This window comes from Roseimicrobium gellanilyticum (assembly GCF_003315205.1).
GTDB lineage: Bacteria > Verrucomicrobiota > Verrucomicrobiia > Verrucomicrobiales > Verrucomicrobiaceae > Roseimicrobium > Roseimicrobium gellanilyticum.
The window spans coordinates 206,036-223,154 of record NZ_QNRR01000011.1; the positions used below are offsets into that span (position 1 = coordinate 206,036).

General features: G+C 60.0%; 13 protein-coding genes and 2 tRNA genes. 7 read left to right on the top strand and 8 right to left on the bottom strand.

The window, feature by feature from the left end; translation table 11 throughout:
• Window positions 1-26: 26 nt before the first annotated feature.
• The 3 genes from DES53_RS25220 to DES53_RS25230 all read right to left on the bottom strand — a co-directional run bounded on the left by DES53_RS25220 (window position 27) and on the right by DES53_RS25230 (window position 4,395).
• Complete coding sequence (locus DES53_RS25220) at window positions 27-2,144, bottom strand: sulfatase family protein (protein ID WP_113961103.1); 2,118 nt, start codon at window positions 2,142-2,144, stop codon at window positions 27-29.
• A 70-nt stretch (window positions 2,145-2,214) separates the two neighbouring features.
• Entirely contained in the window at window positions 2,215-3,753 is a 1,539-nt protein-coding gene (locus DES53_RS25225; protein ID WP_211325683.1) for a phospholipase D family protein, read from the bottom strand.
• Between the two features lie 384 nt (window positions 3,754-4,137).
• Window positions 4,138-4,395, bottom strand: a complete 258-nt coding sequence (locus DES53_RS25230; RefSeq protein ID WP_113961105.1) for a hypothetical protein — start codon at window positions 4,393-4,395, stop codon at window positions 4,138-4,140.
• 378 nt (window positions 4,396-4,773) lie between these two features.
• On the opposite strand from DES53_RS25230, the gene DES53_RS25235 reads away from it, so the two are divergent.
• From DES53_RS25235 to DES53_RS25245, 3 genes are all read left to right on the top strand, one after another.
• Window positions 4,774-5,679 (top strand): alpha/beta fold hydrolase, encoded by a 906-nt coding sequence (locus tag DES53_RS25235; RefSeq protein ID WP_170157385.1) that lies wholly within the window; start codon window positions 4,774-4,776, stop codon window positions 5,677-5,679.
• A gap of 124 nt (window positions 5,680-5,803) precedes the next feature.
• Window positions 5,804-6,802, top strand: coding sequence for a ribokinase (locus DES53_RS25240; RefSeq protein WP_113961107.1), 999 nt, complete (start codon window positions 5,804-5,806; stop codon window positions 6,800-6,802).
• Between the two features lie 225 nt (window positions 6,803-7,027).
• Complete coding sequence (locus DES53_RS25245; protein WP_113961108.1) at window positions 7,028-8,152, top strand: aldo/keto reductase; 1,125 nt, start codon at window positions 7,028-7,030, stop codon at window positions 8,150-8,152.
• A 207-nt stretch (window positions 8,153-8,359) separates the two neighbouring features.
• On the opposite strand, the gene DES53_RS25250 is transcribed toward DES53_RS25245, so the two are convergent.
• Window positions 8,360-8,890, bottom strand: a complete 531-nt coding sequence (locus tag DES53_RS25250) for a cytochrome C (protein ID WP_113961109.1) — start codon at window positions 8,888-8,890, stop codon at window positions 8,360-8,362.
• Between the two features lie 125 nt (window positions 8,891-9,015).
• Between DES53_RS25250 and gluQRS the strand changes: the two genes are divergently transcribed.
• Both gluQRS and DES53_RS25260 read left to right on the top strand, forming a co-directional pair.
• Window positions 9,016-9,861 (top strand): tRNA glutamyl-Q(34) synthetase GluQRS, encoded by an 846-nt coding sequence (gene gluQRS / locus DES53_RS25255; protein ID WP_113961110.1) that lies wholly within the window; start codon window positions 9,016-9,018, stop codon window positions 9,859-9,861.
• A 94-nt stretch (window positions 9,862-9,955) separates the two neighbouring features.
• Complete coding sequence (locus tag DES53_RS25260; RefSeq protein WP_170157386.1) at window positions 9,956-10,867, top strand: aldo/keto reductase; 912 nt, start codon at window positions 9,956-9,958, stop codon at window positions 10,865-10,867.
• Window positions 10,868-10,912: 45 nt separating this feature from the next.
• Here the strand turns inward: DES53_RS25260 and DES53_RS25265 are convergent, their stop codons facing one another.
• Window positions 10,913-11,560 carry a hypothetical protein gene (locus DES53_RS25265; protein WP_170157387.1) on the bottom strand — a complete coding sequence of 216 codons (648 nt, stop codon included), beginning with the start codon at window positions 11,558-11,560 and terminating at the stop codon, window positions 10,913-10,915.
• A gap of 80 nt (window positions 11,561-11,640) precedes the next feature.
• On the opposite strand from DES53_RS25265, the gene DES53_RS25270 reads away from it, so the two are divergent.
• A complete protein-coding gene (locus DES53_RS25270) occupies window positions 11,641-13,011 on the top strand; it encodes a Gfo/Idh/MocA family protein (RefSeq protein ID WP_113961113.1) in 1,371 nt (456 codons plus the stop codon).
• 80 nt (window positions 13,012-13,091) lie between these two features.
• Here the strand turns inward: DES53_RS25270 and DES53_RS25275 are convergent.
• Window positions 13,092-13,165: transfer RNA gene (locus DES53_RS25275), tRNA-Gln, on the bottom strand.
• A gap of 116 nt (window positions 13,166-13,281) precedes the next feature.
• Here DES53_RS25275 and DES53_RS25280 point away from each other — a divergent pair.
• Window positions 13,282-14,487, top strand: coding sequence for a sialidase family protein (locus tag DES53_RS25280; protein ID WP_211325684.1), 1,206 nt, complete (start codon window positions 13,282-13,284; stop codon window positions 14,485-14,487).
• A gap of 18 nt (window positions 14,488-14,505) precedes the next feature.
• On the opposite strand, the gene DES53_RS25285 is transcribed toward DES53_RS25280, so the two are convergent.
• Both DES53_RS25285 and DES53_RS25290 read right to left on the bottom strand, forming a co-directional pair.
• Window positions 14,506-16,671 (bottom strand): carbohydrate binding family 9 domain-containing protein, encoded by a 2,166-nt coding sequence (locus DES53_RS25285; protein ID WP_170157388.1) that lies wholly within the window; start codon window positions 16,669-16,671, stop codon window positions 14,506-14,508.
• 337 nt (window positions 16,672-17,008) lie between these two features.
• A tRNA-Gln gene (locus tag DES53_RS25290) sits at window positions 17,009-17,082 on the bottom strand.
• Window positions 17,083-17,119: the final 37 nt, after the last annotated feature.

The window sequence follows — 17,119 nt, forward strand, 5'->3', positions numbered from 1 at the left end:
GCTTGCAGGAGTAGTCGTGAGTATTGCTAGCGGGTCACACGCACGTTGCGAAATCCAGCGCTCGATTCGAACACGAGGAAGTTCAGCGCATTTTTGGATTCGCCGAGCACCGCATGCGTGCCTTCGATGGTGACATCATTCACCTGCACCGTGGCCTTGTCTCCTTTGAAGGTGATGCGCACGGGGTACCAGGTCTTTTGCGCGAGCTTCACCGGCTTTCTTGCGATGCGCTCGATGGCATCCTTGGCTTCGCCGGCGGAAGGGTTCTTGGTCAGCCCCACCATTTCCGGCGAGACTTCCACGCGGAAGCTTCCTTTCTTGTCGCCCCATTCGATGCGCAATGAATGCCGATCCGCACCATCAAAGGAAATCTCGTAGTCGATCACACCATCCGTGAGAGACGCTGGCACGCGCATCACGGCGCCGTTCTTGTCCTTTGCGAGTTGCGAGCCCCAGAGCCCGCCATCTCGTGCAGTCCAGTTGTCCTTTCGCGCCACCCACGGTGCGCCCGGGACTTCCTGCAAGGTCGCTTCCAGCACCACGCCACCCGCTGCTTTATCCATCGTCGCAATCTTCTCTGTCTGCTTCGTTACGACGGGTGGCAGCTCGCGGCTGTAGCCACCGTCACGATAGCGTACCAACAGGACACGCAGTTCCTCCACCACTTCGGGATGAGCCGCACTCACGTCCTTCTCTTCAGCTGGGTCGTCCTTCGTATTGAAAAGCTGCGGACGAAACTGCGATCCGTTCTTCTTCCTCGCAGCAAGCTTGATGCCTTCTGCGGGCACGCCCTCCACCCACTTCCACGGTCCTTTGCGGATGGCATACACTCCGTCCGAACTGTGCACGATCATGTCATCACGCACGGGTGATTTCGCATGCCCCTTCAATGCTGCGAGGAAGCTGCGACTGTCTTCCGCAGCCTTGTCCGCCGACGGCAATGGCTCACCGATGATCTCAGCCGTGGTGGCGAGGATATCGGCAACACTGATCATATCGTGGGAAACGGACCCTGCCTGCACCTGCCCGGGCCAGCGCACCATGAAGGGCACCTTGAAACCGCCTTCCCACACGTCGTGTTTCCGACCACGGAGCGCACCGTTCACCTTGAGACCGGCCTTGTAAGCCTGCGACTGCGGAGTGTCATCGTCCGTTTTGACAACACCGCCGTTGTCGCTCGTGAAGAGCACCAGCGTATTCTGCGCGACGCCCTTCTTCTCCAGCGCTTCGAGTATGCCACCCACACTGCGATCCAGTTCGTGGATCCAGTCTCCGTAGGAACCGGCGGGACTTTTGCCGGCAAGGTCCTTGTCGGGTGTGATGGGATTATGCGCGGCCACCGGAGTGAAGTAGAGGAAGAAGGGCTTGTCCTTGGGCTGTTGCTCAATCCATCGTGTGGCTTTGAGCGTGAGCTGCGCCATCACGCGCTCATTCTTCCGGCGTGGCGCATCGAGAGGAAGGATGTTACCACGCCCAACTTCGGTATCTTCCGGACCATACGTGGACTGGAAGTTCTGCTCCTCATCCGCGCCCGGTCCGGGAATCTTGATGCCCTTTGGAAAGTTCCCGCTGCGCAATCCATATACGAAGCGGTTCTCGACGAAGACGCCGGTGAGATCTCCATGATTGGCGGGCACGCCGAAGTGGTAGTCGAAACCGATGTCCAGTGGCCCTGGTGAAAGCTCTGCGGTGTAGTCCGTGCGCCAATTCGGATTCTCCGTCGCCTTGCCGTAGCCAAGATGCCACTTACCTACTGCTGCCGTGGTGTAGCCATGTTTCTTCAGGAGCGAAGCCATGTTCAAGCGGGAGCTCTCAATGTGCAGGGGTGAGAAGGTGCTGAGCACGCCGTGCTTCTCCGTGGTGCGCCAGCAGTAACGCCCCGTTAGCAGGGAGTAGCGTGTGGGCGAGCACACGGAGGACGTGGTGTTCGCATCGGTGAAGCGGCGACCTTCCTTCGCCAGTCGATCCATGTTCGGTGTCTGCACCAGCTTGGGATCCGCCCCGTACGCGTTCGTGCTGCCATAGCCGAAGTCATCCGAGAGAATGACGACGATGTTTGGCAAAGAAGAAGCCGCGCGCGCCGCTTCACCGACAGTGAAAGTGATGGCGATAGCAAGCAGAGAGAAGAGCTTCCGGAAGCGCATCCCCGCCTAACGAAAGGAACGGTCGCAGATTTCAGCAATCACCATTCCCTGCAAAAATGTAACGGAACGCTCAAAGCATCTCATCGATGGGCAGCCACGAGACCAGGCGCATGAGAAGGCGTGAGCCCCAGCGGGTTTCCGGCTCGCGTCGCAGCACGCTTCGTTTCTCCGTCTCGTCACCGCACCAGCACACCGGGCCGGAGCCATGCACATGCCCACCATTCTGCTTCACCTTGGTGGGATTCCCCAGGGACAGCCGCCAGCTCCGCTCGGGCTGCATCCCACCTTCCATGAAGGCGGCAACTTCGCCCGCCAGCTTCTTGTTCTCCACCATCAATCCGATTTCGGTATTCAAGTCTGCCGACCTGGGATCGAGGTTGAAGGTTCCCACAAAGACTTGTTCGCGATCAAACACCACTGCCTTGGTATGCAACACGGTGCGGGGACCGCGATGCTTCCAGTCCTCAGTCGTGTCGCCCAGGGGATAGGGGCGCAGCTCATACAATGCCACGCCTGTTTCGAGCAGCCGCTTGCGATGCTTCGCGTAGCCGGCATGGGCAGGCATCTGGTTGGTGGAGGCCATCGAGTTCGTGAGAACGCACACGTGCACGCCATGATCGATGCGCTCGTGCATGTTCTCAAAGGTCACATTCACTGGCACGAAATAGGCGGACTCCACGAGAATCTCCTTCTTGGATCCACGAGCCTGAGCCGCCAGTGCCTCTGCTACGAGTGGCTCGCCGGTGGGTTTATGCACCTTGCCTGGAAGATCCGCCACCACGCGCACCGGAGCCTTCACCATGCGGGCGGTGATGCGATGGAGTGCCTTCGTGGTCTCCACATCGCTTTCCAATTCCTTCAGGCGTTCATGTTTCTCCCACTGGAAGGCATCAGTCAGTTCCTTGCGCAATCCGGCAAGGCGCTGCTCGGAGCGACGCTTCATGGCGAAGGCATGCACAGGCACGGCCCACTCACTGTTCCAATAGAGGTCGAAGCTTTCAGAAACATCGTTCACGACCGGTCCGCTCACCATGAGGTCCAGATCGCGGAAGTCATACTTCTCATGCAGGCCGAAGTAGTTGTCCGCAATGTTCCTGCCGCCCACGATGGCGATCTGGTTGTCTGCGGCGAAGACCTTGTTGTGCATGCGGCGGTTCAGACGGGAGAAGTCCGCGAGGAACTGGAAGGCACGCCCCACGCCGCTGCGCCGGCGCGAGTTGAACGCATTGAACATCCGCACCTCGATATTCGGGTGTGTGTCCAAGGCTGCCGCAATGAGGTCACGTCCTCCGGTGTGGATTTCATCCATGAGATCGCGGATGCGGTCCTTGCGCTCCAAGTCATCCGGCGTGATCTCCGCCAATGTGTCCTCCAAGTCCGCGGTGGCCGCCCGAGCTGCAGAGGCGAGTTGCTGCAGCATCCCATCTACAATGCCGCGTGACGTGATGTCATCCAGCAGCAGGCGTACCCGCACGCCACGATCCGCAGCCTCGATCAGCTCTGAAAGGAGATAAGTGCCCGTCTGGTCGCCGTCCCAGATGTAGTACTGCATGTCCAGCGACTGGCGGGCAAAGCGTGCCAACGCCACACGCGCAGTGAAGGCCTCCATGCCCTCATGCATTTGCGCGACCTCCGAGATACGGCGGGGTCCCTCGCCTGCACGCAACGCGGAAGGAGCCACCTCCGCCCGCGTGAATGCCGCATTCCTCTCCGGCTTCACAGCCTGGGAGGTAACGGGCGTCTCCCTTCCGTTTTGGGGAATAGCTCGGCAGCTTGATATCAACAGGCTGCCTAAAACAAGAAGTCGCCACAATCCCGGCCCACGCGGCATGCGTGAATCGAGGAAATGGGTGGCCGCGTGCCCCGGCTGCATGCGGCGCTATAGCCGACGCCGCTGCAATCTCAACGGGATAGAAGAAACACGCCCCCGCTCCCGTCACCACGGCATACGAGAGGGACGGGAGTTTGGGGGCGTAAATCTTCAGCCTCGGTCTTAGTTCGACTTCGTTTCCGTTTGCGTGCTCTGCGTAGTAGAGCCGCCGCCACTATTCGTGGTCGTGGTGGAGGAGCTGGACTCCGTCTTCTTTTCGGCGGGTGGGTTCACCACGGTCGTGTTGTGCTCCTCCTTTTTCTCACCTGGAGTCACAATGGTGGTCTTCGACTCACTGGGCGGCACGTTCACATCAGCATCGCAGGATGTCAGGCAGCATGCGGCAAAAGCAGCAGCAAGGGTACAGATCAGGGTTTTCATGTTGTTGAATCGGGTGGTTTGCGCGCACCTTCTGTCTCGCAGACAGCCATGTACGCTTAGCTAAAATTCGCGGCCCTCCGATCTTGCGGATGTCCGGATTAGCCCGCTTTTGCAAGAAGCCCAATTGCGTCATCGCTTTCATCAATGGGCCCCAACAGATTATCAATTCGCGCCCAGCGAGCATTTCCGCAAAATGACACGGCTCCCGTGGGTCGCCCGTCATCCCTTTCATCCAACACTGCCATGCCCAAGCCGGTCCATGTAGGTATCAGTTTCGCCATTTGCACGACGGCGGTGAGCTGCACTTCTTTGCCAGGACCTCATTCCGGCGCTCCCTCCCCGCAGGCTTCCGTGACAGCTCCATCCGATTCACCCAAGATGACTGATCAGACCATCACCCTCTCCTCTGGATTGAAGCTTGGATTCGCGGAGTATGGAGACCCCAAGGGCGTGCCACTGTTCTTCTATCACGGCTGGCCCAGCTCCCGGACCCAGGGTGAGCTGCTCCATGACATTGGCCGGGACTTCAACTTGCGCATCATCTCTCCGGACCGCCCGGGTCTTGGTCTTTCCGATTTCCAGCCGGACCGCAAGCTGCTGGACTGGCCGCCCGTGCTGGATGAGCTGGCCAGGCATCTGGGGGTGGAGAAGTTTCATGTGCTGGGCATCTCCGGCGGAGGCCCCTATGTGCTGGCCACGGCACACTCCATGCCCGAGCGCGTGCTGAGTGCCACGGTGGTCTGCGGCGCACCGCCTCTGCGCGAAGTGGGCACCAGCGAGCTGATGTGGACCTACAAGCTGGCCCTGTGGACCCAGCGTCGCACGCCCATCCTCCTGGCTCCCGGCCTGGCGCTCTCAGCCAAAGTGCTCGGTCTGCCCATGAACTCCCTGCCGATGCGCGCCTTCGTCTCGACCCTGGGCCCGCGGGATCAGGAAGCACTCCACGATGTGCACAATGCCCGCATCATCATGAGCAGCGGCAAAACGGGCCTCGAGTCCGGACATCGTGCCATGACGCTGGATGGCAACATCTACAACTCCGACTGGGGCATCGAGCTGGAGAAAGTCACCTACCCCATCCGCTACTGGCATGGCTCGCTGGACTTGAATATCCCCGCGTCACTCGTGCAGAAATTCACGAGTCGCATTCCGAATGCCAAGCTGGTCATCATGGAGGGTGAGGGGCACTATTCGCTGCCTGCCCTGCGCATCCGTGAAATGCTCTCGGAGCAACTGGGCATGCAGGGGCGCTCTCCCGAGATCACTGCCGAAGCCGAGGGCTAATCCACCCGCTGGCACGGATTTTACGCGCAAGTTTTCAAGTTCGCGTTTTTTGGTGCGTTGATCGCATGTATGGCGCAGCGGGCCGACCATCTGCGCCTATATTATTGAGATCTTGCCTCCCACCATGCCTGAGCCTGTTGCCACGCCCACCGTCACCGTCGTCGGATCCCTGAACCTCGACACCCTGCTCACCGTGCCCCATTTGCCCGAACCTGGGGCCACGGTCATCTGCTCTGGTTGGGATGCGCGCTACGGCGGCAAGGGGGCGAACCAGGCGATTGCGGCATGCAGACAGGGTGGATTCGTCAACATCATCGGCTGCGTGGGTGATGACCCCGTGGGCGCGGCGTATGTGAACAGCCTCATCGAGCAGCAGGTGGGTGTGAGCGGCATCCAGCCCCTGCAGGAAACCCAAACCGGCCGCGCCTACATCAGCATCGATGCTGCGGGGCAAAACACCATTGTGGTGAACCAAGGCGCCAACATGTACCTTTCCGCCGATCTGGTGCTCACGCAGGAGCCGCTGCTGGAGGCATCCGATGTGGTGCTGGCCCAGTGTGAAGTGCCCATCGAGGCCGTGGTCGTGGCACTCCAGAGAGCGTCTGAGCTGGGGAAAACCACCATCCTGAATGCCTCCCCCATCAATCCCGAATTCCCCTGGGGTCAGGTGCCGATTGATTTCCTCATCGTGAATGAGCGTGAGGCCGCCGCACTGCTGGGCTACTTCGTCGAGAGCACGAATGAAGCATCCACCGTCCGCGCCCAGATGGCCGACCTCGGCGTGAGCACCCTCATCATCACCCGGGGGAAGGAGCACACCTTTGCCTTCAGCCAGAACCAGGCCCTCAAGGTGCCACCGCCTCAAGTGGACGTCGCGGACACCACCGGGGCAGGAGACGCCTTCGCCGGGGCCTTCGCCGTCCACTGGGCCCAGACGCAAAACCTGCTTTCCAGCGTGCGCAAGGCGAACATCGCCGGTGCCATCACCACCACCCGGCTGGGAGCGCAGGACGCCATCCCCACCCGCGAGGAGGTGGATGGCTTCGGCAAACCGCCTGTCGTTCCGCAAGAAACACCCAGTGAGCGCAGCGTTTCCAATGAAGAGGAGGAAGTGCCGGCGTAATCTGCGAGCTTCGGAAGGTGTCTTCCTGCGATGTTCGTCAGCACAGTAGCAGAGCACGTGGTTACCTGTAAGACACAGAGCAGAACGCCCCTGCCCCACCGTATTTGGTAAAGCGTCCTGAGCTGTTCGGGGACAACAGGAAATGCCTCTGCTTGCGCAATCCTGCACTTTGACCCGGCAGCATTCCGGCCTACCCTTGACTCAATTTCTCACGTTCCCCACCCCATGAACCTTACTCGTACTGCATTTGGAAGCTGGAGCGGCGGTCGCTTCATGCACTTTGGCGAAGCGCTGGATGACGCGCGCTACATCAATCTGGTCCACCGCTCGTACGAAAAGGGCACCCGCAGCTTCATCACGGCGGATGTGTACGGCGGCGGTCGTGCAGATACCCTTCTGGGTGAGGCGCTCAAAGGCATCGACCGCAGCACCTACAACCTCACCGGCATCGTGGGCCACGACTTCTACGGTGGCCTCCGCGCCGGTGCGAAGGGCTACCCCCGCTTCACCGAACCCGGATTGCGCAGCCCCGAGGAGTATGCAAGCTACCTCGTCATGGCGACGGAGAAGTCGCTGGAGCGCTGTGGTGCAGAGAAGTTCGACCTGCTCATGCTGCACAACCCGGACTCCGTCGGCTACAGTAGTGAAGCGGTGTGGGATGGCATGCGTGCCCTGAAGCAGCGCGGCCTGGTGGAGCGCCTCGGCATCGCCCCCGGACCGGCCAACGGGTTCACCCTCGACATCATCGGCTGCTTTGAAAAGTTCGCCGCCGATCTCGACTGGGCCATGATCATTCTGAACCCCTTCGAGCCCTGGCCAGGCCAGCATGTGCTCGCGGCGGCGAAAAAGCACAACATCGACCTGCTCGCCCGTGTGGTGGACTTCGGCGGCATCTTCCATGACGACGTGAAGCCTGGACACAAGTTCCGCGACGGCGATCACCGCACCTTCCGCCCACAAGGCTGGGTGGAACACGGCTGCGAGAAGCTGGAAAAGGTGCGCCCCATTGCAGAGAAGTATGGCCTGACCATGCTGCAGTTCTCCGCCATCTGGGATCTCTCCCAGGAGCCCGTGAAGAGCGTGGTACCCACGCTGATTCAGGAAGCTTACGAAGGTGCCAAGAGCATTGAGAGCAAAGTGGATGAGCTCGCCGCCCTGCCGGACGTCACCTTTACCCCGGCAGAGGTGGCGGAGATCGCCGCCATCGGCGACAACACCGGCTGCATGAAGCTGAAGGGCGCCAGCGAACGTCACGCCGGCCAGGATCCTCGCGCCGACGAGTGGCCCATTCAGGAAGGCCAGCTCCGCGTCGCCGAGCGCTGGGGGCTGGGCGCGACGTGGGCGTGGTGAGTCTTTCGTACATTCATCGAGACACGGAAGCCACGATGCAGATCGTGGCTTCTTTTTTTAGCCGCAAAGAGACGCAAAAGGCAAAGGGATGGGCGGGTAGGGTGGAGAATGCGAAGCTTTGGCTTCGGCCGAGTCGGGATCCGAGGGGGGAAGGTACGTCTGGAGCGACTTCATTTCGGCTGAAGCCGAAGATACTTTGGGACGCAGCTACGACCACTGGCTCATTTCATAGAGCTTTGGGTCGCGCACGGGAGCGGCGAAGCTGGCTTTGAATTTTTTTACGGTCTGCGCAAAGAGGTCGGTGCCCTCACCGCCCTCTCCGGTTCCCCCATCGAGATCGCCGAATTCATTCTCCAGCTTCTCGGGATCTTCTCCTGCTTCGAGGCGGCGTACCAGCTCACGCATCTCCGGCGGCACCTTGTCACCCATGAGGTCGGTCATCTTCTTCATCACGTGGCCGAGCTGACGCGGATCGGGATTGTTTTCATCCATGCCCGCCATGTCCCGTTCCATCTCCGCCATGATGGCCTCCATTTTAGTTTCATCCATGCCGGCAAAGGGATCATCCCCGCCCTCTTCCTGCAGCCCTTTCAACATCGCGAAACGGGACACACGCTTCTCCATGCGGAACTTGGGATCGTCAGGGCAGCGGGGGGTGCGGACGCCCTCTGCGCTGTTGCGTGCCAGGAACTGGTAGATGCGGTTGTTGTCCGGGCAGAAGAACTCGTAGATGGGCATGGCGGAAAGTTGCGGGTTGAAAAGTGGGGTCGGCGGGACTGTATGAGTGCGAGAATTTTGCGCGAGATTGGGCGTTCGCTCAACCTTCAACCGCAGAACTGATTCGCACCACCCCGCCTCGAGACGTGACCACCCGCTTTGCCCCCTCCCCCACTGGATGGCTACATCTTGGTCATGCGTATGCGGCGCTCTTCGCTGCAGCGGAGGCGTGCCGGGCTGGCGCAGCGGGAAGATTTCTTCTGCGTCTGGAGGATATCGACACCACGCGCTCACGGTCTGAGTACGAAGCGGCCATCTACGAGGATCTGCGCTGGCTGGGCCTCACCTGGGAGGAGCCGGTGCGCCGGCAAAGTGAACATTTCCAGGACTACAGGAATGCGCTGGCCAAGCTCGATGCGATGGGGCTGCTGTATCCGTGTTTCTGCACGCGGAAGGAAATCCAGGAGGAAATCGCCCGAGCGGGAGCCGCGCCGCACGGACCGGAGGGGCCGCTGTATCCCGGCACGTGCCGAAGTCTTTCCCAGGAGGAGGCGCAGCAGCGCAAAACCGCCGGGCGGGACTATGCGCTCCGGCTTGATATTGAGAAAGCGATGGCGCTCGGGGGGCGTGAGCTGGTGTGGGAGGATCTCGCCTACGGCACCTTCGTAGCGACACCCGAGGTGCTGGGTGACGTGGTGCTGGCGCGGAAAGAGACGCCCACCAGTTATCACCTCGCTGTCGTGGTGGATGATGCTGCCCAGGACATCACGCTGGTGACACGTGGGGAAGACCTCCTCACCGCCACCCATCTGCACCGTCTGCTGCAAGCGCTGCTTGGTTTGCCGGTGCCGCAATGGAAACATCACAGGCTCGTGACGGACAGTGAAGGCAAGCGACTCGCCAAGCGCGACAATGCCCGGGCGCTGCGCACGCTGCGCGAACAAGGGTGGACTTCCGCGCGCGTCTTCACAGAACTCGGCTTCGCCCGCTGAAAATCTCTTGCTCGCACTCTCGCTCCTGCTCTTCAATCCCCTCAACGGAAACTTCCCTCTCCGCACTCTGGACTCCGCCTTCAACACTTCTCCCATGATTCCCCGCCTCCGCCTCGCTCCGCACAGCCCCGAGTTCTCCCGCATCGCGTATGGCACGTGGCGCATCATCGACGAACCTGCACCGACGCCGCAGGAGCTCAACCGCCGCATCCAGACCTGCCTGGAGCTCGGCATGACCACACTCGACACCGCGGAAATCTACGGCGGCTACGAAGTGGAAGAAGCCCTTGGCCGTGCTCTGGCTCTCACCCCGGGGCTGCGCGACAAGCTGGAAATCGTGACCAAGGCCGGCATCTACGTGCCGAACAAATTCCACCCCGAGCGCCGCACCGCGCACTACAATGCCACCGGCGCGCGCATGGTGAAGAGTTTGGAAAAGTCACTGCGCTTCCTCGGCACGGATCATGTGGAACTGCTGCTGGTGCACCGTCCCGACTGGCTCACCCGCGCGGAGGACACTGCGAAAGGACTCAACGATCTCGTGCGCTCCGGCAAGGTCCGCAGCACGGGTGTATCCAACTATAATGTACACCAGTTCAGCCTGCTGAACTCGCAGATGGAGAAGCCGCTGGTGACGAACCAGCTCGAGTACCACTTCCTGCACATGGAGCCGATTTATGATGGCACCTTCAGCCAGTGCGAGCAGCTCGGCATTGTCCCCATGGCCTGGAGCCCCATGGCGCAGGGTCGCATCTTCGACCCGAAGAACGAAGCTGCAGTGCGTCTCAAGGACGCCGCAGAGAAGATGGCGCCGCGCTACAATGGCGCGACGCTCGAGCAGCTTGCGTATGCCTGGATTCTCGCGCATCCCAGCAAGCCCATGCCGATCCTTGGGACGAACAAGGTCGAGCGCATCCAGAGTGCGGCGGCTTCGGTGGGGATCACGCTGGAGCGTGAGGACTGGTATGCGCTTTGGGAGGCGGCGCAGGGAAGGCGCATTCCTTGAAGGCAGTTCACAAGGCACGCTGGCTGACGCGTTCCCATGCGCTGCTCACCCCTGAGGCGGCGCGACTGATTCCTTTGGCCCGGCTGTGGCTTTCCTCACAAACATAAGGATGATCGCCGCGCCGAGCCAAATGACCGCTCCAATTCCAAGAAAAATCCCTGCCAGCAAACCAAAGATCGCAGAGAGGAAAGGCTGGGGAAACTTGGACGGCTCGATGGAAAAGGACCTTCCTTCTTCCGGCGGCATGGAAATCGCGATTCCATAGTTACCCGGCTCCGTGAAGGTCACGGTGCCAAGGGAAACCTTGCGGCTTACTCCCGATGTCTGCCTCATACCCACACGTGCTTTCCAAGGCACAGTGCTCCCATCCTTTTCATGGATGATTTCGACTTTCGTCCCATCGGGCACCTCGTCGGGGAACGTACGAAAGGTGCCATTTTGCACGGTCTTGACTTGATTCCATAAAACGTAATCACCGGGCTTGAGGATCTGCACCTTGGTGAAGCCAGGGGTCGCCAGATGAAGCCCCTCGTCTGCCACAACGCTCAAAAAGGAACGAACGCCCAACACGCCGAGCGCCAGGGCGCAGCCCAACACGATGACGGGAAAAATGATGTTCAGGATTCTCATCGTACGCTTGCAGTGAGCTTTCCTGGTTTTTCCTCGGATGTCACGGGTCTTTTCAGACAGCACGGATCGAGTGAGGTTCATCACAAAAACGCTGACCAAAACTCAGAGACAGGACCGTTCCCTCCGACCTACGCCTCCTTGCCATGAATCCACGCATCACCATTTCCTCGCGCCGTCGCTTTCTGCAGCAATCCATTCTTGCCACTGGAGCTTCGGTCTTGGGTTTCCCGGCCATCGTTTCCAGCCGCTCCCCCAATGGGAAGCTGCAGGTCGGTGTCATTGGGAGCGGTGGTCGCGGTGCGAGCAACCTCAAGGAAGTGGCGCAGGTTTCCGACATCGTCGCTCTGTGCGATGTGAACGAGAAGAACCTCGAGTACGCGTCAGCCGCACATCCACAGGCGCGCAAGTACCGTGACTATCGTGAGCTGCACACGAAGATGGAGGATCTCGATGCTGTGGTGGTGAGCACCACGGAGCACACGCATGCCTTCGCAATCCTGCCGGCACTCCGGGCGAAGAAACATGTGTACTGCGAAAAACCCCTCACACGCGATGTGCATGAAGCCCGCGTGGTGATGGAAGAGGCAAAGAAGGCGGATGTGACCACACAGATGGGCACCCAGATGCATGCCACGGCGAACTACCACCGCGTGGTGGAGTTGATTCAAAGCGGCGCCATCGGCCAGGTAGGTGAAGTCCACGTATGGGTGGGCCGCTCCTGGGGCATGCAGACGCGCGCCGAGGCGGAGAAGAATGACGACCTCTTCGTGAAAGCCGGCCTTCTCGATTACATCGACAAGATGCCGGAGAAGGGCCTCGCGGTACCGCCGCAGATTGACTGGGACCTTTGGATCGGGCCGGCACCAATGCGTGAGTATCATGACATCTACCTGCCCGGCCCGCGCTGGTACCGGTATTGGGACTTCGCCAATGGCACCATGAGTGACCTGGGCAGCCACTGGAATGATCTGCCCTTCTGGGCGCTGAAGCTCGACCATCCGAAAATCATCGAGGCCAGCGGCCCGCCTCCGCACAAGGAGATCGCTCCCGCGAACATGACCGCCACCTGGACCTACGGAAAGCGAGGCGACCTCGCCCCCGTGACCATGCACTGGTACCAAGGCACCGCCGTGCCCAAGCCCATCAAGGACGGCATCCTTCCCAACTCCGTGAAAAACGGCGTGCTCTTCATCGGCGAGAAAGGCATGCTCTTCGCCGACTACGGCAAGCACACCCTCATGCCCGAGGAGAAGTTCAAGGGATTCACCCCACCCAAGCCCTTCATTCCCGACTCCCCTGGACACCAGAAAGAGTGGATCGAAGCCGCCATGGCCGGAAAGAAATCCTCCTGTGATTTCAGCTACAGCGGCCTGCTCACCGTGGCGAATCACCTCGGAGGCGTCGCCTATCGCGCCGGGAAGAAGATCACGTGGGATCACGTCGCCGGGAAAACGGATGACGAGGGCGCGAACAAGCTACTCACGCGGGAGTATCGGGCGGGGTGGAAGCTGTAGTCGAAGGGCTCGAAGCCTCAAAGCGCTACGCCAAGTGGCAGCGGGCAGACCGCTGCCAAAACTCCCTGTCTCTCAGAGAGTGGCTACCGCGTAAGGATTCGAACCTTAACTGGGGGAGTCAGAATCCCACGTGCTACCGTTACACTACGCGGCAATCGGCTGGACGGTGAGCATAACGAATCCCGCGCCGTGTGCAACTGCGGCGTGCAATTTCAGTGGCTGTTCCGGTGTACCCTTCCCGGACAACCTCCTTCCTGTCCCATTTCTCTCATGCTGAACCTCTCCTTTCGCACGGGCTTATCCCTCCTCGCCTGCCTTTTGACCCTGCCGGCTGCCTCTGGCCAGGATGGTCCAGCTCCCCTCCTGCCACGCGGCTGGAACCCCAAAGATGCGGGAGACCGGGTCATGAAGGGGCTGGTCAACACCACCGCGCCGCGTGTGAAGGGTGCTCATGACGCAGGCATGGTGCTGGCGAGGGACCGGGCCTGGATCGTGGCCGAGGCCAATGATGTGCGCTCCGGAGAGGCGGCCAAGTGGCCCTATGTGTACGTGACGCTCTCGATCGTGAATCTGAAGACGATGGAGGTGGAGAAGATCATCGACTTCGCCCGGGGGGAGCAGGTCTATGAGAACGAAACGCTGCCCATTGGCGCCTGCTTTGTACCGCGCATCATTCAAAAGGACGAGAACACGCTGCGCTGCTACTTCGCCAGCGAGTCGCCCGGTGAGCGCCAGTCCCAGATGTGGTACACGGACTTCGACATGGAGCGCATGAGCTTCAGCAATCGCATCGACAAGGTGAAACTGAAGACCGCCAGCGGCACCCATGACATGCAGCCACAGCATTTCTATGAGGACGCGGTGGCGGCAGGCTTCAAACATCCAGCCCAAGACTTCGGCCTCTATATCTTCGACAACTTCAAGACAGTCGGGGGCAGGACGTATGTCACGCTGAACAACTACCCCATCTGCCAGAATGCGCTGGCCCTGGTGCATCCCTCGCTGGATACCTTTGAGGTGTTGGGACACTTCCATGAGCCTACGGACCTGAAACTCTCCGAGTCTGCGGCTCATATGCTGCCTGATGGCACGTGGCTGGCGATCTGCCGACAGGAGGGCGGCAATCGGAACTATACTTTCACCACCAGTGTGGATGGCAAGAAGTGGACCGTGAATGAGGAGCGGCCCTTTGTGACCAATGGCGCCAGCTCAAAACCCACACTGGATAAGTTCGGCGATGTCTACTACCTCGGCTGGCAGGAAGGCACACGCATCGATAACGTAAGCCGTTCCGTCTTCAATGTGGAAGTCTCCAAGGATGGAAAGCAGTGGACGAGGAAATACCGCTTCGAAACGACGAAGTCTTTTCAGTATCCGGTCTTTGCTGAATACGGTGGGAAGCTCTACGTGGCTGTCACCCAGGGTGAGACATCGACGGACCGGAAGGAAAAGATCATGTTCGGCCTGCTAGAATAGGCGACACGCGCCTTTCGATCAGAACCGCCACGTCACGCCTGCCTTCAATGCGGCCTCCGAGCCCACACGGCGCAGGCGGTTGCGCTCTTCCACGACATAGCCCTGGTTCAGCACGAGGTACACGTCCGTGCCGGGGCGCACGGTCCAGCGGATGCGGCTGTTGACTCCGAAGCTGTCCGATTCGTTGTCATACTGGGCGAGGGTGTTCCACGAAAGACGTGGAGAGAAGGCCAGATTGAGATTCACGGAAGCGAGGCGTGTGGTGAATTCTCCCTGCGGAAGATCGACGGCCTGCTCGGCATAGGAGAGACCAAGATGGAGATACGGGGAGGGGCGATACTCCAAGCCCACGTTCCATGCGATGATGTCTCCATTCAAGAATTCGCCGATTTCCATGCCCATGTTTGGCGCGATTACGCGTGAGGGAGCGCCTTCGTATTCCATCTGCACACTTTGGAACTTGTAATCGCCCACAGGCACCACCACGCCGGGTTGAATCTCGAAGGGCTCGAAAAATTGCTCCTCCTTCAAACTAAGCCAGACGGACAATTCTGCGCCACTGTCCCAGCCCCATTCCAAGCCAGGCAATGAGATATCCGCTGTCTCGATCTCCCCATCCAGACGGGTGATGATGATGGGCAGCACCTCCAGCTCGAAGGTGCGCAGACCGCCTCTGTTGATCTGCCACTGGTAGGTGGCGACGAAGTAGTACTCCCGCACACCTTGTCGCGCGAGGTAGCCCATGGCAGGATAAAATCCCCCATCAATCTGCGCGAAGATGCCATAGAGATACCAAGGCTGATTCGTGTAGCCAAACGTGCCGCCAAAGGTGGTACCCGTGCCCATGTCCGTGGTGTCGCTTCCAATGAGCCACGCCTGCAGGTCGAAGTTCTTGTCCCCCATGAAGGTGGACGTACGCCATTGGTAGTCGAGACCCAGCACTGTGTTGTCGCCGTTTGAGTACGGATCACCATGCGTGATGATGGCGCCCAAGGTGTGATCCGCAGCGAGTTCGCGTGTCACGCGCGCCACGAGGAGATTCTTCTCGTCGATGCCATCGTGCGAGTCCTGCTGCACATCCAGTATGCCGATGGTGTATGGCCCGGCGCGTCCCGTGAACTTCGCACCCACGAGAATATCCACCGGTTCCCCCTCCGCACTACGCCCGATGGTACGCGAGAAGAAGGGCATCATCAGCGCGGTGCCGTACGGGAAGCTAAAGTACGGCGCATCTCGCAGGAAGAAGTCGCGCTTCTCAGGGAAGAACAGCGGGAAGCGTGTGAGATTGATTTGCCGGTCGTCCACCTCTGCCTCGGCGAAGTCGGTATTCACGGTGAGCGTGGCGGTGAGCGCGGGTGTGATGAGCCAGTTCGCATCGAAGCCGGCGCGCAGTTCCGTGGAGCCCTCACCATCTACTTCATCGAGATGGCGGAACACGGTATACGGCTTCAGCTCAATACCCAGTCCCTGATTGAGCCCGCTCATGCCCTCGATCCGTGCAATGTCATCCAGCCAGTCGCCTTCGCGTGACTGCGAAGGCTGGGTCCAGCGGATCATCTCCTCTTTCCTGCGGATCACACGCTGCACATTCACGCCCCACGAATCCTTTGCCGGATCAAAGCTGAGCGTGCTGAAGGGGATGCGAAGCTCTGCGGTCCATCCCTCCGCATCGCGCTGCGCGCGTGCATCCCAAATGCCATCCCACTCCTTCGCTGTGGAACCGCCGTGCTCGATGCGGCCGTCGGTCATGGCCCCGAGTGGATTGACGGCGAAGAGAAATCCGTCACGCTCCCGACCGAACGGATCCAGAGCCACCTGCACATGGTCGTCCGCAGGGAAGGACTCTTCCTCGAAGGAGTCACGCTGCAGGTCCCGCGCGGTGATGCGATCGGGTTCCCTATCGTGGCAGCGGATGGCCACATACAAATAGCGTCCATCGTGGGCAAATTTCACTACCGTCCCCTCGCTGGGTATCGCACCTTCCTTGGGGAAGACTTGGGTGAAGGCGCTGACGGTCTCCGCCTTTTCCCAGCAAGGATCGCTCAATACACCATCAAGCTCTGGTGGCGTCAGCCCGTCTTTCAACTCAAGCGTTCTGACGCTCGGGGTCTCCGCGTGCAGGCACTCCAAGCCCAACAGGAAACCGCAAAAGACGAGGAAGTGCTGACGAAGGAAGGAAATCACCAGGAAAATGAAGTCGGAATGTCTCTCTGAAGAAAACAGCGAACACCTCCGCACCGGGTCAGGAATACAGCGCGCGACTCAAACGAGTCGCGTCATCGTGGATTGATGTTGAGTCTTTTAGGGGCAGAACTCTTGAGCACGGAGTTCCGAGAAGAGCCACCTTTATTGCGACAACATCTCAACAGCAACCCAAAAGATGGGCTTAATGAGACAAATTCTCGTTAGTGGACATTTTTTGTTCCTCGCAAAGACGCTGGCTCGGTCACGAGCCTCCAAGCCACGCGTCGCCCATGCTGCGAGGACGCCCCGCCACTCGATGCCTCTCTCGGCTTCAAAGTGGCTACCGCGTAAGGATTCGAACCTTAACAAAGAGAACCAAAATCTCTTGTGCTACCGTTACACCACGCGGCAATTGGGAAAAAGGAGGGCCAAATTACCCGGTTCGCCC